General features: G+C 59.4%; 32 protein-coding genes. All 32 read left to right on the forward strand.

Translation table 11 applies throughout. The annotated features are described in order from the left end of the window. Window positions 1–10: 10 nt before the first annotated feature. The 32 genes from rpoC to rplQ all read left to right on the forward strand — a co-directional run bounded on the left by rpoC (window position 11) and on the right by rplQ (window position 20,047). Window positions 11–4,222, forward strand: coding sequence for a DNA-directed RNA polymerase subunit beta' (gene rpoC / locus SPITH_RS02605; protein ID WP_014624186.1), 4,212 nt, complete (start codon window positions 11–13; stop codon window positions 4,220–4,222). 73 nt (window positions 4,223–4,295) lie between these two features. Further along, window positions 4,296–4,670 carry a 30S ribosomal protein S12 gene (rpsL, locus tag SPITH_RS02610; protein WP_013313302.1) on the forward strand — a complete coding sequence of 125 codons (375 nt, stop codon included), beginning with the start codon at window positions 4,296–4,298 and terminating at the stop codon, window positions 4,668–4,670. Between the two features lie 10 nt (window positions 4,671–4,680). Beyond that, a complete protein-coding gene (gene rpsG / locus SPITH_RS02615; RefSeq protein ID WP_013313303.1) occupies window positions 4,681–5,151 on the forward strand; it encodes a 30S ribosomal protein S7 in 471 nt (156 codons plus the stop codon). Between the two features lie 240 nt (window positions 5,152–5,391). Beyond that, window positions 5,392–6,582, forward strand: a complete 1,191-nt coding sequence (gene tuf / locus SPITH_RS02620) for an elongation factor Tu (RefSeq protein WP_014624187.1) — start codon at window positions 5,392–5,394, stop codon at window positions 6,580–6,582. Window positions 6,583–6,645: 63 nt separating this feature from the next. Continuing rightward, window positions 6,646–6,954: a 30S ribosomal protein S10 gene (gene rpsJ / locus SPITH_RS02625; RefSeq protein WP_013313305.1), complete on the forward strand. Its 309-nt coding sequence runs from the start codon at window positions 6,646–6,648 to the stop codon at window positions 6,952–6,954. Between the two features lie 10 nt (window positions 6,955–6,964). Continuing rightward, window positions 6,965–7,591, forward strand: a complete 627-nt coding sequence (gene rplC / locus SPITH_RS02630) for a 50S ribosomal protein L3 (RefSeq protein ID WP_014624188.1) — start codon at window positions 6,965–6,967, stop codon at window positions 7,589–7,591. Window positions 7,592–7,603: 12 nt separating this feature from the next. Continuing rightward, window positions 7,604–8,230 (forward strand): 50S ribosomal protein L4, encoded by a 627-nt coding sequence (gene rplD / locus SPITH_RS02635; protein ID WP_013313307.1) that lies wholly within the window; start codon window positions 7,604–7,606, stop codon window positions 8,228–8,230. A 10-nt stretch (window positions 8,231–8,240) separates the two neighbouring features. Next, window positions 8,241–8,528 carry a 50S ribosomal protein L23 gene (gene rplW, locus SPITH_RS02640; protein WP_014624189.1) on the forward strand — a complete coding sequence of 96 codons (288 nt, stop codon included), beginning with the start codon at window positions 8,241–8,243 and terminating at the stop codon, window positions 8,526–8,528. Between the two features lie 14 nt (window positions 8,529–8,542). Next, window positions 8,543–9,367 (forward strand): 50S ribosomal protein L2, encoded by an 825-nt coding sequence (gene rplB / locus SPITH_RS02645; RefSeq protein ID WP_014624190.1) that lies wholly within the window; start codon window positions 8,543–8,545, stop codon window positions 9,365–9,367. A 9-nt stretch (window positions 9,368–9,376) separates the two neighbouring features. Next, window positions 9,377–9,655 (forward strand): 30S ribosomal protein S19, encoded by a 279-nt coding sequence (rpsS, locus tag SPITH_RS02650; protein ID WP_013313310.1) that lies wholly within the window; start codon window positions 9,377–9,379, stop codon window positions 9,653–9,655. Between the two features lie 12 nt (window positions 9,656–9,667). Continuing rightward, entirely contained in the window at window positions 9,668–10,027 is a 360-nt protein-coding gene (rplV, locus tag SPITH_RS02655) for a 50S ribosomal protein L22 (protein WP_155816499.1), read from the forward strand. 12 nt (window positions 10,028–10,039) lie between these two features. Beyond that, window positions 10,040–10,744, forward strand: coding sequence for a 30S ribosomal protein S3 (gene rpsC, locus SPITH_RS02660; RefSeq protein ID WP_014624192.1), 705 nt, complete (start codon window positions 10,040–10,042; stop codon window positions 10,742–10,744). 2 nt (window positions 10,745–10,746) lie between these two features. Continuing rightward, entirely contained in the window at window positions 10,747–11,169 is a 423-nt protein-coding gene (gene rplP, locus SPITH_RS02665) for a 50S ribosomal protein L16 (protein ID WP_014624193.1), read from the forward strand. A 5-nt stretch (window positions 11,170–11,174) separates the two neighbouring features. Next, entirely contained in the window at window positions 11,175–11,363 is a 189-nt protein-coding gene (gene rpmC, locus SPITH_RS02670) for a 50S ribosomal protein L29 (protein ID WP_014624194.1), read from the forward strand. 6 nt (window positions 11,364–11,369) lie between these two features. Continuing rightward, window positions 11,370–11,669: a 30S ribosomal protein S17 gene (gene rpsQ, locus SPITH_RS02675; RefSeq protein ID WP_014624195.1), complete on the forward strand. Its 300-nt coding sequence runs from the start codon at window positions 11,370–11,372 to the stop codon at window positions 11,667–11,669. A gap of 17 nt (window positions 11,670–11,686) precedes the next feature. After that, window positions 11,687–12,058: a 50S ribosomal protein L14 gene (gene rplN / locus SPITH_RS02680; RefSeq protein ID WP_013313316.1), complete on the forward strand. Its 372-nt coding sequence runs from the start codon at window positions 11,687–11,689 to the stop codon at window positions 12,056–12,058. Window positions 12,059–12,069: 11 nt separating this feature from the next. After that, entirely contained in the window at window positions 12,070–12,405 is a 336-nt protein-coding gene (rplX, locus tag SPITH_RS02685) for a 50S ribosomal protein L24 (protein WP_013313317.1), read from the forward strand. Further along, entirely contained in the window at window positions 12,405–12,965 is a 561-nt protein-coding gene (gene rplE, locus SPITH_RS02690) for a 50S ribosomal protein L5 (protein WP_014624196.1), read from the forward strand. The genes rplX and rplE overlap by 1 nt, the downstream gene beginning before the upstream one ends. A gap of 10 nt (window positions 12,966–12,975) precedes the next feature. After that, a complete protein-coding gene (locus tag SPITH_RS11895; RefSeq protein WP_013313319.1) occupies window positions 12,976–13,161 on the forward strand; it encodes a type Z 30S ribosomal protein S14 in 186 nt (61 codons plus the stop codon). 9 nt (window positions 13,162–13,170) lie between these two features. Beyond that, on the forward strand, window positions 13,171–13,569 hold the full coding sequence (gene rpsH / locus SPITH_RS02695; RefSeq protein ID WP_013313320.1) for a 30S ribosomal protein S8: 399 nt from the start codon (window positions 13,171–13,173) through the stop codon (window positions 13,567–13,569). A gap of 10 nt (window positions 13,570–13,579) precedes the next feature. After that, entirely contained in the window at window positions 13,580–14,125 is a 546-nt protein-coding gene (rplF, locus tag SPITH_RS02700; RefSeq protein ID WP_014624197.1) for a 50S ribosomal protein L6, read from the forward strand. An 11-nt stretch (window positions 14,126–14,136) separates the two neighbouring features. After that, entirely contained in the window at window positions 14,137–14,505 is a 369-nt protein-coding gene (rplR, locus tag SPITH_RS02705) for a 50S ribosomal protein L18 (protein WP_014624198.1), read from the forward strand. 8 nt (window positions 14,506–14,513) lie between these two features. Then, window positions 14,514–15,002 carry a 30S ribosomal protein S5 gene (gene rpsE / locus SPITH_RS02710; protein ID WP_014624199.1) on the forward strand — a complete coding sequence of 163 codons (489 nt, stop codon included), beginning with the start codon at window positions 14,514–14,516 and terminating at the stop codon, window positions 15,000–15,002. A gap of 2 nt (window positions 15,003–15,004) precedes the next feature. After that, entirely contained in the window at window positions 15,005–15,202 is a 198-nt protein-coding gene (gene rpmD / locus SPITH_RS02715; protein ID WP_014624200.1) for a 50S ribosomal protein L30, read from the forward strand. Continuing rightward, complete coding sequence (gene rplO / locus SPITH_RS02720; protein ID WP_014624201.1) at window positions 15,199–15,675, forward strand: 50S ribosomal protein L15; 477 nt, start codon at window positions 15,199–15,201, stop codon at window positions 15,673–15,675. The genes rpmD and rplO overlap by 4 nt, the downstream gene beginning before the upstream one ends. Further along, on the forward strand, window positions 15,665–16,987 hold the full coding sequence (gene secY, locus SPITH_RS02725) for a preprotein translocase subunit SecY (protein ID WP_014624202.1): 1,323 nt from the start codon (window positions 15,665–15,667) through the stop codon (window positions 16,985–16,987). The genes rplO and secY overlap by 11 nt, the downstream gene beginning before the upstream one ends. A gap of 11 nt (window positions 16,988–16,998) precedes the next feature. Next, window positions 16,999–17,112 carry a 50S ribosomal protein L36 gene (rpmJ, locus tag SPITH_RS02730; RefSeq protein WP_014624203.1) on the forward strand — a complete coding sequence of 38 codons (114 nt, stop codon included), beginning with the start codon at window positions 16,999–17,001 and terminating at the stop codon, window positions 17,110–17,112. Between the two features lie 9 nt (window positions 17,113–17,121). Then, the gene (gene rpsM / locus SPITH_RS02735) at window positions 17,122–17,487 is read left to right on the forward strand and encodes a 30S ribosomal protein S13 (RefSeq protein ID WP_014624204.1); all 366 of its coding nucleotides are present in this window, start codon (window positions 17,122–17,124) and stop codon (window positions 17,485–17,487) included. A 12-nt stretch (window positions 17,488–17,499) separates the two neighbouring features. After that, window positions 17,500–17,871 (forward strand): 30S ribosomal protein S11, encoded by a 372-nt coding sequence (gene rpsK, locus SPITH_RS02740; RefSeq protein ID WP_014624205.1) that lies wholly within the window; start codon window positions 17,500–17,502, stop codon window positions 17,869–17,871. A 12-nt stretch (window positions 17,872–17,883) separates the two neighbouring features. Continuing rightward, a complete protein-coding gene (gene rpsD, locus SPITH_RS02745; protein ID WP_014624206.1) occupies window positions 17,884–18,519 on the forward strand; it encodes a 30S ribosomal protein S4 in 636 nt (211 codons plus the stop codon). Between the two features lie 9 nt (window positions 18,520–18,528). Continuing rightward, window positions 18,529–19,620: a DNA-directed RNA polymerase subunit alpha gene (locus SPITH_RS02750; protein ID WP_014624207.1), complete on the forward strand. Its 1,092-nt coding sequence runs from the start codon at window positions 18,529–18,531 to the stop codon at window positions 19,618–19,620. Next, on the forward strand, window positions 19,604–20,047 hold the full coding sequence (gene rplQ, locus SPITH_RS02755; protein WP_014624208.1) for a 50S ribosomal protein L17: 444 nt from the start codon (window positions 19,604–19,606) through the stop codon (window positions 20,045–20,047). Before SPITH_RS02750 ends, rplQ begins: the two co-directional genes overlap by 17 nt. Window positions 20,048–20,063: the final 16 nt, after the last annotated feature.

The raw sequence follows: 20,063 nt of genomic DNA on the forward strand, positions 1-20,063 counted from the left end.
AGGCCCGGGCATGAAGAACATGCAGGAGTTTGCTGCAATCAGGATAATGCTCGCTTCCCCCGAGCTCATCAGGGCTCGCAGTTACGGGGAGGTGAAGAAGCCGGAGACCATCAACTACCGCACCCTCAGGCCGGAGCGCGATGGCCTTTTCTGTGAGCGGATCTTCGGTACCACCAAGGAGTGGGAGTGTTACTGTGGGAAATTCAAGTCCATCCGATACAAGGGGGTGGTCTGTGACCGATGCGGCGTCGAGGTGACCCACTTCAAGGTGAGGAGGGAGCGGATGGGGCACATCGAGCTCGCCGCCCCTGTCTCCCATATCTGGTTCTACCGCTCCGTGCCCTCCCGCATGGGCCTCCTGCTCGACCTGAGTGTCTCGGCCCTCCGGTCGGTGCTCTACTACGAGCAGTACATCGTGATCGATCCGGGTGACACCGATCTCAAGAAGATGGAGCTCCTCACCGAGGAGGAGTACCTGGAGGCCCGCGAGCGGTACGGCATGTCGTTCACCGCGGGGATAGGGGCCGAGGCGATCCGTACCCTGCTCAAGAACCTGGACCTGGATGCCCTCGCCGGCGAGCTGCGGGCCAAGATGCTGGAGAAGGGACCCAAGGCGGACAAGCGCCTCCTCAAGCGTCTCGAGCTCGTGGAGCAATTCAGGGACTCCGGCAACCGCCCGGAATGGATGATCCTCGACGTGATCCCGGTGATCCCACCCGAGCTCAGACCCATGGTGCAGCTCGACGGCGGAAGGTTCGCCACGTCGGATCTCAACGACCTCTACCGAAGGGTCATCAACCGCAACAACAGACTCAAACGCCTCATGGCCCTCAATGCTCCGGATATCATCATCCGGAACGAGAAGCGCATGCTCCAGGAGGCGGTGGATGCCCTGTTCGACAACTCGAAGAAGCGGAGGGCGGTGAAAGGCGCTTCCAATCGGCCCCTCAAGTCGCTCTCGGACATCCTTCGGGGCAAGCAGGGCCGATTCCGCCAGAACCTCCTCGGAAAGCGGGTCGACTACTCCGGTCGTTCGGTCATCGTGGTGGGGCCCGAGCTCAAGATGCACCAGTGCGGACTGCCTGTGAAGATGGCCCTTGAGCTCTTCAAGCCCTTCATCATGCGCAAGCTCGTGGAACGCGAAGTGGTCTACAACATCAAACGGGCCAAGACCCTCGTGGAGCAGGAGGCCGACGAGGTCTGGGCCGTGCTCGACGAGGTGATCCAGGAGCACCCCGTGCTCCTCAACCGTGCACCCACACTCCATCGACTGGGGATTCAGGCCTTCGAGCCGGTGCTCGTGGAGGGGAAGGCGATCAAGCTCCATCCCCTCGTGTGCCACGCCTACAACGCGGACTTCGACGGGGACCAGATGGCGGTGCACGTGCCGCTCACCCAGGCCGCCCAGACCGAGTGCTGGACCCTCATGCTCTCCTCGCGGAACCTCCTCAATCCCGCGAACGGCAAACCCATCGTATTCCCCTCACAAGACATGGTTCTCGGTATCTACTATCTCACCCAGGTGAAGAAGGGGGCCAAGGGTGAGGGGCGCTACTTCGCCTCGGAGGACGAGCTCGTGTACGCGGCCGAGTGCGGGGCGGTGGACTACCACGCCCTGGTGAAGGTGCGCGTCTCCAAGGCCCCCCACAACGGGGCGTTCGTGGAGACCAGCGCGGGCCGGGTGATCTTCAACCAGGCCCTCCCGCCCGAGTTGGAGTTCGTGAACCAGGTGTTCACCGACAAGGAGCTCAGGCAGTTCGTGGGGCGCGTGTACCAGGAGAAGGGACGGGGGGTTGCCGTCCGCCTCCTCGACGCGATGAAGGAGGTGGGCTTCAAGTATGCGACCCTCTCCGGTACCACCTTCTCGCTGGCCGATGTGGTGGTTCCCGAGGACAAGAAGGCGATGATAGAGGAGGCGAACCAGAAGGTCGCCGCCATCCAGGAGCAGTACCTCTCAGGGCACATCACGAACGAGGAACGATACAACCGCGTGATCGAGGTGTGGAGCAAGACGAACGAAGACCTCACCAACGTGATGATGAAGGTCCTCAGGGAGGATCGCGATGGGTTCAACCCGCTCTACATGATGGCCCACTCGGGGGCCCGTGGAAGCCGGAGCCAGATCAGGCAGCTTGCGGCGATGCGCGGTCTCATGGCGAAGCCGTCGGGAGAGATCATCGAGCTGCCCATCAGGGCGAACTTCAAGGAAGGGCTCTCGGTGATCGAGTACTTCATCTCCACGAACGGTGCGCGTAAGGGACTCGCCGACACGGCCCTCAAGACCGCGGACGCCGGCTATCTCACGAGACGGCTCGTGGATATCGCCCAGGACGTGGTGGTGAACGAAGAGGACTGCGGTACCATCAACGGGATCGAGATGCGCGCCCTCAAGGACGGTGAGGAGATCGTGGAGAACCTGGCCGACAGGATCAAGGGACGGTTCACCATCGAACGGGTGAAGCATCCCATCACCGGCGAGATCATCGTGGACGTGGACCAGGAGATCACCGACGAGAAGGCGCGTGAGATCGAGGAGGCCGGTATAGAGGCGGTGCGGGTGCGGAGCGTGCTCACCTGTGAGGCACGGCACGGTGTGTGCCAGAAGTGTTACGGCCGTAACCTGGCGACCAACCGCCTCGTGGAGATCGGGGAAGCGGTGGGTATCGTCGCTGCGCAGTCGATCGGCCAGCCGGGTACCCAGCTCACCATGCGTACCTTCCACATCGGGGGTACTGCCACCAGGGTGGTGGAGGAGAACCGCGTGTATCTCAAGTACCCGGTGCTCGTGGAATCACTGGAGGGCAATGTCGTGGAGCTGGAGACGGGTATACGCCTCTTCACCCGTCGCGGGAAAGTGAAGGCCCGGAGGATCCTCGAGACGCACGCCCTCGACGAGAAGGACGAGGTGCTCGTAGAGAATGATCAGAAGGTGATGACGGGGCAGCCCCTCCTCAGGCGTGCATCGGGTGAGGAGATCTCCTCCGGCCACAACGCCATCGTCCGCCTGAAGGGGGACAAGCTCCTCCTCGTGGCCCAGGAACAGTCGGTGGAGATCAGAAACGGATCGGAGATCTTCGTCCATCCGGGCGACGTGCTCGATGTGGGAGAGACCATCGCGGTCTTCGACCCCTTCAGTGAGCCCATCATCGCGGAACAGAGCGGTGTGGTGAAGTACCACGACATGGTACTGGGCACGACCCTCCGGGAGGAGGTGAACGAGGATACCGGGAAGATAGAGAAGAAGATCACCGAGCACCAGCTCGAACGTCTCCAGCCCAGGATCGTGATAGAGGACGACGAGGGCAACGAACTCGGCGTGTACTATCTCCCGGGCGGTGCCTATGTGAACGTGGAAGACGGGGAGCGCATCACCGCTGGTCGTACCCTCGCGCGGATGCTCAGGGAGAGCGTCCGAACCATGGACATCACCGGTGGTCTGCCCCGGGTGGGTGAGCTCTTCGAGGCCCGCAAACCCAAGAACGCCGCGGTCCTCGCTCAGGTGAGCGGCACGGTGCACTTCCATGGTATCGTGAAGGGCAAGCGGGTGATCGTGGTGGAGGACGAGTTCGGTCGGGAATACAAGCACCTCATCCCTATGGGACGCCACCTCCTCGTCCGGGAAGGCGACCACGTGGAGGCGGGCGAGAAACTCTGTGAGGGCCCCGTGAGCCCCCACGAGGTCCTCCGGATTCTGGGGGAGAACGCACTTCAGGCCTTCCTCCTCAACGAGATACAGGAGGTGTACCGACTTCAGGGGGTGGAGATCAACGACAAGCACATCGCCATCATCATCAGGCAGATGATGAAGAAGGTGGAGATCGTCGAGGTGGGAGACACCAAGTTCATCTACGGCCAACAGGTCGACAGGCGGGAGTTCTTCGAGGAGAACGAGCGTGTGCGACGGCAGGGCGGACAACCCGCCGTGGCGCGGCCTCTGCTCCTCGGTATCACCAAGGCTTCCCTCAGCATCGATTCCTTCATCGCTGCGGCCTCCTTCCAGGAGACCACCAGGGTGCTCACCAATGCCGCGATCGCAGGATCGGTGGACTATCTGCGAGGGCTCAAGGAGAACGTGATCATCGGGCACCTCATTCCCGCAGGTACGGGGGTCCAGCGGTATCGAGAGATCAAGCTCTACGACGAACACAAACAGGATCTCGACCTCAAGGTGAGGGAGTTGCTCGAGGCACGATCCCAGGAGGAGGAGACCCTCGAGATCTAGACTTGACATTTTGCCCCTGAGCTGGTAGAGTCCTGCTACCCTCAGGGAGTATGAGTAAGGAGAGAGAGCGGATATGCCTACGATAAATCAGCTTATCCGGTTCGGAAGGAAGAAGGCGAAGAACAAGAGCAAGTCTCCGGCGCTTCAGTCGTGCCCGCAGAAGCGGGGGGTATGCACCCGTGTGATGACGGTGACGCCGAAGAAGCCGAACTCGGCCCTCCGTAAGGTCGCTCGTGTCCGTCTCTCGAACGGGATCGAGGTGACCGCGTACATCCCGGGGATAGGGCACAACCTTCAGGAGCACTCGGTGGTGCTCGTGAGGGGTGGACGTGTGAAGGACCTCCCCGGTGTCCGTTATCACATCATCCGTGGTGCCAAGGATGCCCTGGGGGTTGAGGATCGGCGACGGGGTCGGTCGAAGTACGGGGCCAAGCGGCCCAAGGCGTAAGGAGAGCGCGATGTCCAGGAGAAAGAAGGCGATCGCCCGGCACATCATGCCGGATCCCAAGTATAACAGTCGCGAGGTGATGAAGTTCATCAATCGCCTCATGTGGGATGGGAAGAAGTCCATCGCCATGAGTGTCGTGTACAAGGCGATTGGGATCCTGGAGGAGCGTACTGGAAAGCCGGGGCTCGAGGTGTTTCTCAGGGCGGTGGACAACGTGAAGCCGGTGGTCGAGGTTCGTTCCCGCCGTGTGGGTGGTGCGACCTACCAGGTTCCCGTGGAGGTCCGCGAGACCCGACGCGAAGCCCTCGCGATGCGCTGGATCATCGATGCCGCCAGGGGAAGAGAGGGCAAGCCGATGGAATACCGGCTTGCCGACGAACTCCTGGATGCGTACAATTCCACCGGTGTCGCTTTCAAGAAGCGAGAGGATACGCACAGGATGGCGGAGGCCAACAAGGCCTTTGCTCACTATAGATGGTAGGGTGACGGCTCTTCTCTGGTAGGTTTATCGGAGATGGCCAAACCGACCGCCTGCCTTCGCGGCCGTCGGCCTTCGAGGAAGGCGAATGAGGGGCGGTGAGGTGGTTTTCTCTTGGTTCTTTGTCTATCCCGCTTGACAAAGGGGAAACCCCTCACTACAATACACCCCTCGTAGCATGCGCCATCTGCAGGTGCAGATGAGATAGTGTGTATGTAATCAGATTTTTTCAGGAGGAACGGAATGGCGAAGGAGAAGTTTGAAAGGACGAAGCCGCATATAAACGTCGGAACCATCGGCCACGTCGACCATGGTAAGACCACGCTCACTGCGGCCATCTCTCAGTACTGTGCGCGTAACTACGGTACCAAGGCCTTCAGTTATGACGACATCGACAACGCGCCGGAGGAGAAGGCTCGAGGTATCACCATCAATGCCCGGCACATCGAGTATCAGACCGACAAGCGCCACTATGCGCACGTGGACTGTCCGGGGCACGCCGACTATATCAAGAACATGATCACCGGTGCAGCCCAGATGGACGGTGCGATCCTCGTGGTGGCGGCCGACGACGGCGTGATGGCGCAGACCAGGGAGCACGTGCTCCTCGCCCGGCAGGTGGGCGTGCCTGCGATCGTGGTGTTCCTCAACAAGACCGACCTCGTCGACGATCCCGAGCTCATCGAGCTCGTGGAGATGGACATCAGGGAGCTCCTCAACAAGTACGAGTTCCCCGGTGACGATACGCCGATCATCAAGGGTTCCGCCTACAAGGCGATGACCAACCCAGACGATCCGGAGGCCACTGCCTGCATCAAGGAGCTCCTCGAGACGATGGACGAGTACATTCCGCTCCCGCAGAGGGCGGTGGACAAGCCCTTCCTCATGTCGATCGAGGATGTCTTCTCCATCCAGGGTCGTGGTACTGTGGTCACCGGCCGTATCGATCAGGGTGTGATCCGGCCCGGTGACGAGGTCGAGATCGTGGGCTTCGGCGAGACCAGGAAGACCGTCGTCACCAGTGTGGAGATGTTCAACAAGATCCTCGATGAGGGGCAGGCCGGCGACAACGTCGGGTGTCTCCTCAGGGGTATCGACAAGGACGAGGTGGAGCGTGGCCAGGTGCTCGCGAAGCCCGGTTCCATCACCCCGCACAAGAAGTTCAAGGCTGCGATCTACTGTCTCACCAAGGAGGAGGGTGGGCGTCATACTCCCTTCTTCTCCGGGTACAGGCCACAGTTCTATTTCAGGACCACCGATGTGACCGGTTCGGTCTACCTCCCGGACGACAAGCAGATGGTGATGCCCGGTGACAATGCCGAGATCACCGTCGAGCTCATCACCCCCGTTGCCATGGACAAGGGGCTCAGGTTCGCCATTCGTGAGGGAGGGCGCACCGTTGCGAGCGGGCAGGTGATCGAGGTCCTTGAGTAACGAGACGAAGAGGCAGCGGGCCTTACTGCCGGAAGGCGGTAAGGCTCGCATTTTGGAGGAACGATGGCAGGCGAGAAGATTCGAGTCAGGTTGAAAGGGTTCGATACGGAACTCGTGGATCAGAGTGCCCAGGCGATCGTGCAGGCGGCTCAGAAGGCGGGGGCGAAGGTTTCCGGTCCGGTGCCCCTTCCTACGCACATTCGTAAGTATACGGTTCTTCGTTCGCCTCATGTGAACAAGGAGTCGCGGGAGCAGTTCGAGATGAGGATCCATAAGCGGCTCGTCGATATCCTCAATCCCACCCCGGCGGTCATGGATGCGCTCATGAAGCTTGAGTTGCCGGCAGGGGTGGATGTCGAGATCAAGCAGTGAGAGTGGAGCCATGGTGGGAGTAATCGGTAGGAAGCTGGGGATGACCCAGGTGTTTGACGCCAATGGATACGTGGTCCCGGTGACGGTGATCAAGGTGGAGAAGAATACCGTGGTCGATGTGCGCACACCCGAGCGACACGGTTACCGGGCGCTCGTCCTTGGGGCCTTCCCCCTCAAGGCATCGAGGGCTGTGAAGCCCTATCTCGGTCAGTTCCAGAAGCGGGGGCTCGAGCCCAAGAAGGTGCTCCGCGAGATCAGGGATTTCGAGGGTGACTACAAGCCGGGCGACGAGATAGGGGTGGAGATCTTCGAGGGGGTGCGCTTCGTGGATGTCCGCGGGCTCTCGAAGGGTAAGGGCTATCAGGGGGTGATGAAGAGGCACGGGTTCAGCGGCGGTCCGGCGTCGCACGGTTCCAAGTTTCATAGGGCCCATGGTTCCACGGGTCAAGCCACCTATCCCGCCAAGGTGCTCAAGGGTACGAAGATGGCCGGAAGGATGGGCGGTGTGCAGGTCTGTGTGCAGAACCTGCGGATCGTGGAGGTCGACAAGGAGCGTGGGTGTCTCCTTGTCGAGGGGGCGGTGCCCGGTCCGAGGAAAGGGGTGGTGATCGTCACCCGGGCGAAAAAGAAGCGATAGCGAGGTTTGTCGATGGAAACGCAGGTGTATTCGCTCAAGGGCGAGCCCATAAAGACGATAGAACTCAACGACAGGGTGTTCGCTTGTGAGGTGAGCCACGGGAGCATCTATCACGCGATCAGGAACGAGCTGGCGAATATGCGCGTGGGGACCGCCTCCACCAAGACGAGGGCCGAGGTGTCCGGCAGCGGTCGGAAGCCCTGGCGCCAGAAAGGGACGGGGCGGGCGAGGGCGGGAGAGCGGCGTTCCCCCCTTTGGGTCGGGGGTGGCGTGGTCTTCGGGCCCAAGCCGCGGGAGTACGGGTACAAGCTCCCGAGGAAGGTGAAGCGGCTCGCCTATAGGTCTGTTCTCAGTCTCAAGCTGAGGGAGAATGCGTTCAGGGTCGTCGAGGATTTCGTCGTGGAATCCGGGAAGACGAAGGACATGGTGAAGGCCCTTCAGGCCCTCAATCCGGAGGGGCGGCGGGTGTTGCTCGTCATCGGGGAAGAGAGTGCGCTCACGAAACGCGCCGGCAGGAACATCCCGTGGCTTCTCGTCCATACGTACGACAAGCTCAGGGTTCACGATGTGTTCTATGCGGATCAGGTGCTGGTCCAGGAATCCGCAGCCGTGAAACTCAATACCTTTTTGGATCGATAGGAGACGAGGTATGGATCCGCATGAGGTGATTATTGCGCCCGTGCTCACCGAGAAGGCCAATCTCCTCAGGGAGAAGGAGAACAAGTACGTGTTCAGGGTGGATGCGCGGGCCAATAAGCTCGAGATAAAGCAGGCCATCAGGGAGCTCTTTTCGGTGGAGCCTGTCGCGTGCAATGTGGTCAGGGTGAAGGGCAAGCCGAAGAGGATGCGCAGACAGCCGGGGAGGACCTCCTCCTGGAAGAAGGCGGTCATCACGCTTCCTCCCGGGCAGAGCATCGATATCTTTGAGTCCGCGTGAGACAGGAGGGCGGTGTGGCACTCAAGCAGTACAAACCGATAACGCCGGGATTGAGATTCAAGACGAGCCTCGATTTCAGTGCCCTCGACAAGGTCGAGCCCGAGAAGTCGCTGGTCGAAGGGCTCCCGTTCAAGGCGGGACGTGGCGCCGGGGGGAGGGTGTCTGTCAGGCGGAGGGGTGGACGGCACAAGAGGCTCTATCGGATCATCGACTTCAAAAGGGACAAGCATGGTGTTCCGGGTGTGGTGAAGACCATCGAGTATGACCCCAACCGGAGTGCTGTCATCTGTCTGGTGGCGTATGCCGACGGAGAGAAGCGGTACATCCTCGCTCCAAAGGGTATCGAGCGGGGGGCGGTGGTCCAGAGCGGCGAGGATGCGCCGATAGCGGTGGGAAATGCCCTCCCTCTCGAGAGGATTCCGTTGGGTACCGCGGTCCACAACGTGGAGCTCTATCCGGGCAAGGGCGGACAGATGGTCCGTTCCGCCGGGACAGGGGCCGTGGTGATGGCGAAGGAGGGGGATTACGTGACCCTCAAGCTCCCCTCCGGTGAGATGCGGATGGTCTTCAAGAAGTGCTATGCCACGGTGGGGGAGGTCGGGAACGAGGACCACATGAACGTGGTGCTGGGGAAGGCCGGCCGGGCGAGGTGGCTCGGGCGCAGGCCGAAGGTGAGGGGCACCGCCATGAACCCCGTTGATCACCCCCATGGTGGAGGTGAGGGGCGGAGCAAGGGTGGGCGACATCCCGTGTCCCCCACCGGTGTCCCGACCAAGGGGTACAAGACCCGCAGGAGGCGGAAGCCTTCCGACAAGTTCATTGTAAAACGAAGGAAATAGGAGCGGGCTGTGGCACGATCAGTAAAGAAGGGACCCTACGTCGAAAAGAGCCTCTACAAGAAGGTGCTCGCCATGGCAAAGGGCGGCGAGAAGCGGATGATCAAGACCTTCTCGCGGGCGTCTACCATCATTCCTGAGATGGTGGGTTTGACGATCTCCGTGTACAACGGGAAGACCTGGGTTCCGGTGTACATCACCGAGGATCTCGTCGGTCACAAGCTGGGAGAGTTTGCCCCTACGCGGATCTTTCGGGGGCATGCGGGTTCCGATAAAAAGGCTTCGAAGTAACGGGTGGAAGGTATGAAAGAGATGTCAGGATACAGGGCTCGGGCGCGATACCTGCTCGTGTCTCCCAAGAAGGTGAGACCCGTGGCTGACCTCGTACGGGGGAAGCGTTATCCCGAGGCGGTTGCCATCCTGGAGCACATGCCCCAGAAAGGGGCCAGGTTGATCAAGAAGGTGATCGACTCGGCGGCGGCGAACGCGCTCTATCTCAACAAGAACCTCGACGAAGACATGCTCTACGTGAAGGAGCTCAGGGTGGACGACGGACCTCGTCTCAAGCGGCTGTGGCCGCGGAGCCATGGGAGGGCCGACATCCTCCTCAAGCGGATGAGTCACATCACCGTCGTGGTGGATGAGCTACCACAAAAAGGATAATGGGGGCAGACCGTGGGCCAGAAAGTCAATCCTTACGGACTGAGACTGGGTATCAACAAGACGTGGAAATCGAAGTGGTTCGTGGATCTCAAGGATTATGCCAAAGTCCTCCATGAGGACCTTCTCCTCAGGAAGCGTCTTCTCGCTCTCCCCGAGGCGAAGGCGGCGAACGTGGGCGATGTGGAGATCATACGACATCCGCAGCGTGTCATGCTGGTGGTCCACACGCCGAGGCCCGGTGTCCTCATAGGTGCGAAGGGGGCGACGATAGAGCGCATCGGGGCCGAGTTGCAGAAGATGGTCTCGAAGAAGCTCCAGATTAAGATAAAGGAGATAAAGCGCCCGGAGGCCCATGCGCAGGTGGTGGCTCAGAACATCGCCGGCCAACTCGAACATCGAGCCTCTTTCAGGCGGGTGATGAAGCTCGCCGTGGCCAATGCCATGAAGGCCGGGGTACAGGGCATCAAGGTGCGGGTGTCGGGGCGTCTGGGAGGAGCCGAGATCGCGCGCTCGGAGGTGCAGATGGCGGGGAGGGTCCCGCTTCATACCCTGCGGGCCGACATCGACTACGGATTTGCCGAGGCACGAACCACCTACGGCGTGATAGGGGTCAAGGTGTGGATCTTCCATGGCGAGACCTTCGGTAAGGCGGTGAAACAGGATGCGGGGACCATCGTGACGCCCCGTCGTGAAAATCGCTCCAGGAGAAGGAGTTAGCTATGCTGAGTCCCAAGAGGGTCAAATATAGGAAGCAGCAGCGTCAGGTGAGGACGCTCAGGCGGAAGGCCTCCCGGGGGAATACCGTGGCCTTCGGTGAGTTCGGTCTCATGGCTCTTGAGCCCGAGTGGGTCACGAGCCGTCAGATCGAGGCCGCCCGTGTGGCGCTCACGAGGAAGATCCGCCGTGGAGGAAAGGTGTGGATCCGGATCTTCCCCGACAAGCCTTACACGAAGAAGCCCGCCGAAACCCGTATGGGTAAGGGGAAGGGGAGTCCTGAGGCCTGGGTCGCCGTGGTGCAGAAAGGAAGAGTCCTTTTCGAGGTCGCAGGGGTTGACAGGGACCTCGCCATGGAGGCTCTCCGCCTTGCGGGGACGAAGCTTCCCATCAAGACCAAGATCGTAGAACGATTGCATGCGGAGTGAGGGCCATGAGGAATAGCTTTAAGGATCTGAGCTACAGGGAGCTTCTCGCGAAGCGGGAGGAACTCGTGAAGCGTTACCAGGAGCTTCGCTTCCAGAAGGTGGTGGGACACCTTGACAATCCGCTCGAGGTGCGTACGATACGTCGGAACATAGCGAGACTCAATTTCCTCATTCATAATCACAGAGAGGCGTAGGAAGGTATGACGCCGAAGGAGACTGCTGTGGAAGGTAACGTGAAGAAGCCAATAAGAACAGAGGGGAAGCGGATTCTTGTCGGTGAGGTGGTCTCCGATAAGATGGACAAGACGATCGTTGTGGCGGTGCGAAGGAGGAAGCTCCATCCTCTGTACAAGAAATACGTGACCCGGACCAAGAAGGTCAAAGCCCACGATGAGCTCAACGAGGCCCGAGTGGGTGATATCGTCCGGGTGGTCGAGTCCCGCCCCATCAGCAAGGAGAAACGGTGGCGGCTCCTTGAGATCGTGGAAAGAGCTCAGTAGAGAGACGGGGGTGAGGTATGATCCAGGTGCAAACGTATCTCAACGTGGCAGACAACAGTGGTGCCAAGAAGGTGCAGTGTATCAAGGTGCTCGGCGGTACGAGGAAGAAGTATGCCACCCTGGGAGACCTCATCGTGGTCTCCGTGAAGGAGGCGCTCCCCGATGCTCCGGTGAAGAAGGGTACTGTCCAGCGGGCGGTGGTGGTGCGCACGAAGAAGGAAGTGCGTCGTCCGGACGGGACATATATCCGTTTCGATGACAACGCCTGTGTCATCGTGGACAACCACAACAATCCGAGGGGCCGACGGGTGTTCGGTCCTGTGGCGCGAGAGCTCAGGGAGAACGCCGAGTTCATGAAGATCCTCTCGCTCGCCCCTGAAGTGGTGTAGGAGGTCGTCGCATGGCGATACAGAGGAAGAAGACTGCCGTGAAGTACAAGCTGAAGAAGAACGATCCCGTGATGGTGATCGCCGGGAAGGACAAGGGGAAGACCGGCCGCATATTGAGTGTGGATCGGGAGCGGGGACGAGTCGTGGTGGAGGGGGTGAATCTGGTGAAGAAGGCCGTGCGCAGGCGGAGTGCGAACGAGCCCGGTGGGTTCGTCGAGGTGGAAGCCCCCATCCATATTTCCAACGTGATGTATCTCGCGAAGGATGGAAAACCCACCCGTCTCGGCTATAAGTTCGTCGACGGGAAGAAGGTAAGATACGCAAAACGAACTGGAGAAGTGGTGTGATGGCAGAGGTAAAGGTTCCCATTCTGAAGACGCTGTATGAGGAACGGGTGAAGCAGGAGCTCATGGAAGAGATGGGATACGGGAATGTCATGCAGGTCCCCCGACTGGAGAAGATCGTGCTCAGCATGGGTGTGGGGGAGGCGATCCAGAACAAGCGCCTGCTCGACCTGGCGGTGGAGGAGCTCACGCTCATCGCCGGACAACGGGCGATCAAGAGAAAGGCTCGGAAGTCCATCGCGGGCTTCAAGGTGCGGAAAGGGATGGAGGTGGGGGCCATGGTGACGCTTCGTGGGCTCCACATGTATGAGTTCCTTTATCGTCTCATCCATGTGGCGATTCCCCGGATCAAGGACTTCAGAGGCCTCAATCCCAACTCCTTCGACGGGCATGGGAATTACTCTCTGGGTATCACGGAACAGATCATATTCCCGGAGATCGACTATGATTCGGTGGAACGCGTCACGGGGTTCAATGTGACCATCGTGACCACCGCGAAGACCGATAGAGAGGCCTTCAGCCTCCTTCAAAAACTTGGAATGCCGTTCAGAAAGGCGTCCTGAGGGGAGAGATATGGCTCGTAAAGCATTGATTATCAAGTCGCAGCGCGAACCCAAGTACAGGGTGAGAAAGCATAACAGATGCAAGATCTGCGGCCGACCTCGCGGGTATATGAGGGATTTTGAGATGTGCAGGGTGTGCTTCAGGAAGCTCGCGAGCGAGGGACTTATCCCTGGTGTGACGAAATCAAGCTGGTAGGAGAGGGGTATGAGCGTATCGGATCCCATTGCAGATATGCTGACGAAGATCAGAAATGCCTCGCTGGCGCGGCATGAGAAGGTGGATATCGTGCCCTCGAAGCTCAAGCTCGAGATCATCAAGATCCTCAAGAACGAGGGGTACATCAAGAACTTCAAAAAGGTCGTGGTGAGTGAGAAGCCCTTCATCAGGATCTTCTTGAAGTACGATGAGCAGCAGAGGCCCGTGATCCATGAGCTCTCCAGGATCTCCAAGCCGGGACGACGCATCTATTCCGGCTACAAGGAGATGCCTCGTATAAAGAACGGGTATGGAACGCTCATCGTGTCCACCTCCGAGGGTGTCATCACCGATAAGAAGGCGCGGGAGCGCAGGGTCGGTGGCGAGCTGATATGTTCAATCTGGTAGGAGGCTAGGTATGTCCAGGCTGGGTCGATTGCCTGTGGTCATCCCTCAGGGTGTACAGGTGCAGGTGGACTCCGAGGAGAGGCGGGTCGAGGTGAAAGGCCCGAAGGGCGCGCTCTCGATGGAGTATCGCCCCGAGGTAGAGGTGAAAGTGGAAGATGGTGTATGCAGGGTGGAGCGGAAGAACGATACCAAGAAGGCCCGTTCCTTTCATGGGCTCTATAGACAGCTCATCCACAATATGGTGAAGGGCGTCTCCGAGGGATTCGAGAAGGTCCTCCTCATCAACGGGATCGGTTACCGTGCCGAGGTGAGGGGGAATGTCGTGGTCCTCTCCCTCGGCTTTTCCATGCCGATCGAGTATCTCGTCCCTGAGGGGGTCACGGTCACCGTCGAGGAGAATACTCGTATCAGGGTCTCCGGGATCGACAAGGCCCTGGTGGGTAAGGTGGCCGCAGAAATCCGTTCCCTCCGGCCGGTGGAGCCCTACAAGGGCAAGGGAATCAGATACGAGAACGAGATGGTCCGCCGCAAGGTCGGGAAAGCTGGAGTGAAGTAGGTGGTAGGCGTATGAAAACGGAAAAGCTCATCAAGGAGAAACGGAGAAAGCGACTCAAGAGAAAGCTGAGGGTGCGGAAGAACGTCTACGGTACTCCTGAGCGACCCCGTATGACGGTCTTCAAGAGCAACAGACACCTCTACGTGCAGGTAATCGACGACTCGAAGGGGCACACCCTCGTCGCGGCTTCCACCCTCGAGAAGGATCTCTCGTCGCTCAGGAAGTGTGTGGCCGACGCGGAGAAACTGGGTGAGGTGATCGGGAAACGTGCACTCGAGAAAGGGATCAAGACGATCGCCTTCGATAGAAACGGGTATCCCTATCACGGTATCGTGAAGGCGATAGCGGACGGTGCCCGGAAAGCCGGTCTGGAGTTCTAGGAGGAATCATGGATCAGGATAGAGAGTTTATCGAAACGTTGGTCAGTCTCAACCGTGTGTCGAAGGTGGTGAAGGGTGGACGGCGCTTCTCGTTCACCGCGCTGAGCGTCGTGGGGGACGGAAAGGGGTCGGTGGGGTACGGCTACGGGAAGGCGAACGATGTGACCGAGGCGATCAGGAAGAGCATCCAGAAGGCGAAACAGAGCATGGTGACCGTGCCCATGCAGCACGGTACGCTTCCCCATGAGATACAGGTGAAGTTCAAGAGCACGAGGGTGCTCCTCAAGCCCGCTGCTCCAGGTACCGGAGTGATCGCGGGTGGGCCTGTGCGTGCCGTGCTGGAGGCGGCGGGATACAGTGATGTGCTCACCAAGGTGATGGGATCGAGGAACAGTACGAACGTGGTGCAGGCGGTCTTCAGGGGACTTCAGAGCCTGCTCGTCCCCGGTCAGGTGGCGAGGAACCGGGGTAAGAGTCTTTCGGAGATCTGGAGCTAGTCATGGCGAAGAAGGCAAAGAAGGTGAGGATCAAACTGGTCCGGAGTACGATCGGTAAGAAGCCGGATCAGCGCAAGACCGTGGCTGCGCTGGGCCTGCGCAAGCTCAACGCGGTGGTGGAGAAGGAGCTTACTCCTTCCATCGAAGGCATGATCAGAAAGGTCGCACACCTTGTTCAGATTGAGGAGATAGAGGGATGAGCGCAAAGGAGATTATCGTACCGACCGGAGCAGCGAAGCCATCCAGGCGAGTGGGGCGGGGTCCCGGATCCGGGAAGGGCAAGACCTCCGGCAAGGGGCACAAGGGGCAGAACGCCCGCTCCGGGGGAGGCGTGAGACCCGGGTTTGAAGGTGGACAGATGCCCCTCTACAGGCGCCTTCCTCGACGTGGGTTCAACAACGGGGCGTTCCGGAAGGAATACGTGGTCTTGAATCTGGAGATCCTCAACGAGAAGTTCAACGACAACGAGGTCGTGAACCTGGAAACCTTGAAGCAGAAGAGGATCATCAGACGGTCGGTGGAGAGCGTGAAGATACTGGGGAACGGCCGTATCACGAAGAAGCTCACGGTGGAAGTGCCGGCGATCTCCGCGAGCGCCAAGCTCCAGATCGAGAGCGCGGGCGGAAAGGTCGTACTCGTAACCCCCTCGCAGGTGGAGAACAATGGCCAGTAATCCGATTTCGCAGGTGTTCAGGATACCCGAGCTCAGGAAGCGTGTCCTCTTCACGCTGACAGTCCTCATTGTGTTCAGGATAGGGGCCGCGCTTCCCATCCCCGGGATCAACATCACCGCACTCAAGCAGTATTATCTCCAGCAGCAGACCGAAGGTCTCACTTCGATAACCGACTACATCGACTTCTTCGCCGGTGGAGCGTTCAAGAACTTTTCCATCTTCATGCTCGGCGTGATGCCCTACATCACGGCGAGCATCATCATGCAGCTCCTTCTCGTGATGTTTCCCTCACTCAAGGCCATCGCGGAGGAGGAGGGTGGAAGGAAGAAGATCCAGCGGTACACCCGGTACGGGACGGTGCTGGTGAGTCTCATCCAGTCGTTCATCGTGGCCCAGTATGCGGACGCCATCCCCGATGCAGTGGTGCTTCCCAAGCTTTCGTTCGTGTTGCTCGGCATGCTCACCGTGACGACGGGGAGTCTGTTCCTCATGTGGCTCGGTGAGCAGGTGAACCAGCGGGGGATCGGGAACGGTATCTCCCTCATCATCTTTGCGGGGATCGTGGCGAGGCTTCCGCAGGCCTTCATCCAGCTCGTCGAACAGATACAGTTGGGTGAATTGAATCCCGTGGTGGCCCTCCTCGTGCTGGTGCTGTTCGTCGCGGTGATCATACTGGTGATCTACGAGCAGCAGGGCCAGCGGAAGATTCCCGTGCACTACGCAAAGCGGGTGGTGGGCAGGAGGGTGTATGGTGTCCAGAACACCTATATCCCCATGAAGCTCAATCCCTCGGGGGTGATCCCCGTGATCTTCGCTTCCTCGGTGCTCCTCTTTCCTCTCCAGATCGCCCAGATGCTTGGGACGAGGGTGGGATGGTTGGCCGATGTGGCCTACTGGCTCAGGCCGGGAGGCGTATGGTACCTCGTGTTCTACACCCTCCTCATCATCTTCTTCGCCTATTTCTACACCCAGGTGACCCTCAATCCCATGGAACTGGCGAAGAATATCCGTGAGCACGGAGGGTCGGTGCCGGGCGTGCGGGCGGAGAAGCTCGAGGAGTACTTTACAAACATCCTCAATAGGATTATCCTTCCGGGTGCACTGTTTCTGGCGTTCATCGCCATCATCCCCACGCTCGTGCAGCAGGTGTTTCATTTTCCGTCGAGGCTTGCCTACCTGATGGGCGGCACGTCGCTCCTCATCATGGTGGGAGTGGACCTGGATACGATGTCCCAGATAGAGGGACACCTCAAGATGCATCATCAGGATGGGCTCGTGCGGCGCGGTAAGCTCCGCGCGAGAAACCTGTAGGAGAGTGTGTCATGAAAGTGCGAGTGAGCGTAAAGAAGATGTGTGAGAAGTGCAAGATCATAAAGCGGCGAGGGGTGGTCCGCGTGATCTGTGAAAACCCCAAACACAAGCAGAGGCAGAGGTAAGGAGGCCCAATGGCTCGTATAGCGGGAGTCGATCTGCCGAACAAACAGATCCAGATAGCCCTCACCTATATCTATGGGATCGGTCGATCGTCTGCAAGGAAGATCTGCGAGAGAACCGGCATCCCCTATGAGACCAAGGTGAGCGAACTCACGTCGGATCAGGTGCAGAAGCTCAGGCAGGTGATCGAGAACGAGTACACCGTCGAGGGACGACTCAGGACGCAAGTGGCGCTCAACATCAAGCGCCTCATGGACATAGGCTGTTACCGCGGCTTGCGGCACAGAAGAGGTCTGCCCGTACGGGGGCAGCGTACCCGTACCAATGCACGGACCCGCAAAGGAAAGCGGAAGACCGTGGCCAACAAGAAGAAGTGATGGGGGTGAGCTTTGGCCAAGAAAAAGGAAAAGCGGACCGTTCACGAAGGAAAGGTGTACATCCAGGCGACGTTCAATAATACGATCATCACGGTGACCGATATGAACGGGAACTGTGTCTCGTGGGCGAGCGCTGGGGCCCTCGGGTTCAGGGGTGCCAAGAAGTCCACGCCTTACGCGGCTCAGGTGACCGCCGAGACCGCGGTGAAAAAGGCCATGGATCACGGACTCCAGGAAGCGCATGTCTACGTCAAGGGGCCCGGTGTGGGGCGGGAGGCTGCGATCCGGGCCATCGATGCGCTCGGCGTGAGAGTAAGGTCGCTCCACGACATCACACCCATTCCACACAACGGGTGCAGACCTCGGAAGGCACGAAGGGTATAAGGGAGAACGTGTATGGGACGCTACATCGGACCACAGTGCAGATTGTGCAGGGCGGAAGGACGTAAGCTCTTCCTCAAGGGAGAGCGATGCTATACACCGAAGTGTGCGATGACGAAGAACCGGCCCAAACCAGGGAAGGCTCAGTATGCCCGCATGAGGAAACCTTCCAACTATGCGATTCAGCTCCGGGAGAAGCAGAAGCTCAAGAGACTCTACAACATGAGTGAGGCCCAGTTCCGGCGGTTCTTCCACATGGCGGAGAAGATGCCGGGGAGGACCGGTGACAACCTCATCATCCTCCTGGAGCGGAGGCTCGACAACATCGTGTACCGGATGCACTTCGCCTCCTCGAGGAAACAGGCCCGACAGATCGTGGACCACGGGCATGTGCTGGTGAACGGGAGAAAGGTGAACATCCCCTCGTATATCGTCCGCGAGGGTGACAGGGTGGAGATTCGAGAGAAGAGCAAGAAGCTCCTCGTTTTCAAGGAGAGCCTCAAGGAATACACGCGGTCGGGAGTGATGGCCTGGTTGGAGGTGGATCCCGACAATCTTGTGGGTACCGTGAAGATGATCCCGATGAGAAGCGATATCACCGACCTCGCCGATATCAAGGAGAACCTCATCGTCGAGTTGTATTCTAAGTAAGGAGTGTGAATGGCACGTAAGAACCTCCTTAAGGGATTTGTGCTGCCCACGAGTATCACGGTGGAGCATCTCGATACGAACACCCATTACGGCAAGTTCGCCGCGTATCCTTTCGAGAGGGGGTACGGGGTGACCATCGGGAACACACTCCGGCGGATACTCCTCTCATCGATACAGGGATATGCGATCTCCGCGGTGCGTATCACGTGGTACGACGACCAGGGCGCGGCCCACGTGCTCTCGAGCGAGTACGAGCAGATTCCGGGTGTGGTGGAGGATACCCTGGAGTTGCTCGCCAACCTCAAGCTCCTGAGGGTCCAGTTGCCTGACGAGATGGAGCAGAAGACGGTGATGGTGGAGTTCAAGGGCCCGAAGGAGGTCACCGGGGCGGACTTCGAGGTGGATCAGCTCGAGGTGATGAACAAGGACTTCAGGGTGATGACCCTCATGGAGGATGCACACTTCGAGATGGAGATGCAGGTGGATCTCGGACGCGGATACGTACCGGCCGAGGTCCAGAAGAACTATATCGAGGTCGTGGGTACGATCCCGCTCGATGCGCTCTACTCGCCGGTGCAGCGTGTGCGTTTCAATGTGGAGAACACGCGTGTGGGCCACAGGTCGGATTACGACAAGCTCATTCTGGAGGTCTGGACCGACGGGTCCATCTCGCCGGAGGATGCGCTGGGCGAAGCGGCGAAGCTGGCGAAGGAGCACTTCACGGTCTTCATCAACTTCGATGAGGATGCGATCTCCCACGTCCGTCAGCTCGATCACGAAGAGGAACAGATCCGGAGGCTCCTCGAGACCCCGATCGAGGAGCTCGAGCTCTCGGTGAGGTCGAGCAATTGCCTCAAGAATGCGAATATCCGGACGATCGGAGATCTGGTGTCAAAGAGTGAGGAGGAGCTCTCCAAGACGCGCAACTTCGGGAAGAAGTCTCTTCTCGAGATAAAGGAGAAGCTCAAGGAGTGGAACCTCTCCCTTGGTATGAGGGACCCCTCTGCATATAAGGCGGCCCTGGAGCGTGTGCGGCTGCCCGAGAGCCAGGAGAGCGAGTCGACTACAGAGGAAGAGGAGAACGATGAAACACAGGATTAGCTTCAACAGGCTTGGTCGTAAGTCGTCTCACAGGAAGGCCCTTATACGGAATATGGTGACTTCCCTCTTCCGCCACGAGCGGATCAGGACCACCGAGGTGAAGGCCAAGGAGGTGAGGCGGTATGCCGAACGGCTCATCACCAGAGCCAAGGTGGACTCGGTGCACAACAGGCGTATGGTGGCGCGTTTCGTACAGGACAAGGCGGTGCTCGCCAAGTTGTTCACGGATATCGCCCCGCGCTTCGTCTCCCGTCCGGGAGGGTATACCCGGGTCTTGAAGCTCGGGGAGCGGAGGGGAGATGCCGCCAGCGTGGTGATCCTCGAGCTGGTGGAGCGGAAGGTGGAAGCGAAGCCCGAGAAGAAAAAGCGTGAGGAAAAGAAGGCCGAGTCGGGCTCCAAGGAAGAGGAATCTGCTGTTCAGGAATAGTGTGGCTGATCAAGGG

This window comes from Spirochaeta thermophila DSM 6578 (assembly GCF_000184345.1).
In the GTDB taxonomy this organism is placed as follows: domain Bacteria; phylum Spirochaetota; class Spirochaetia; order Winmispirales; family Winmispiraceae; genus Winmispira; species Winmispira thermophila.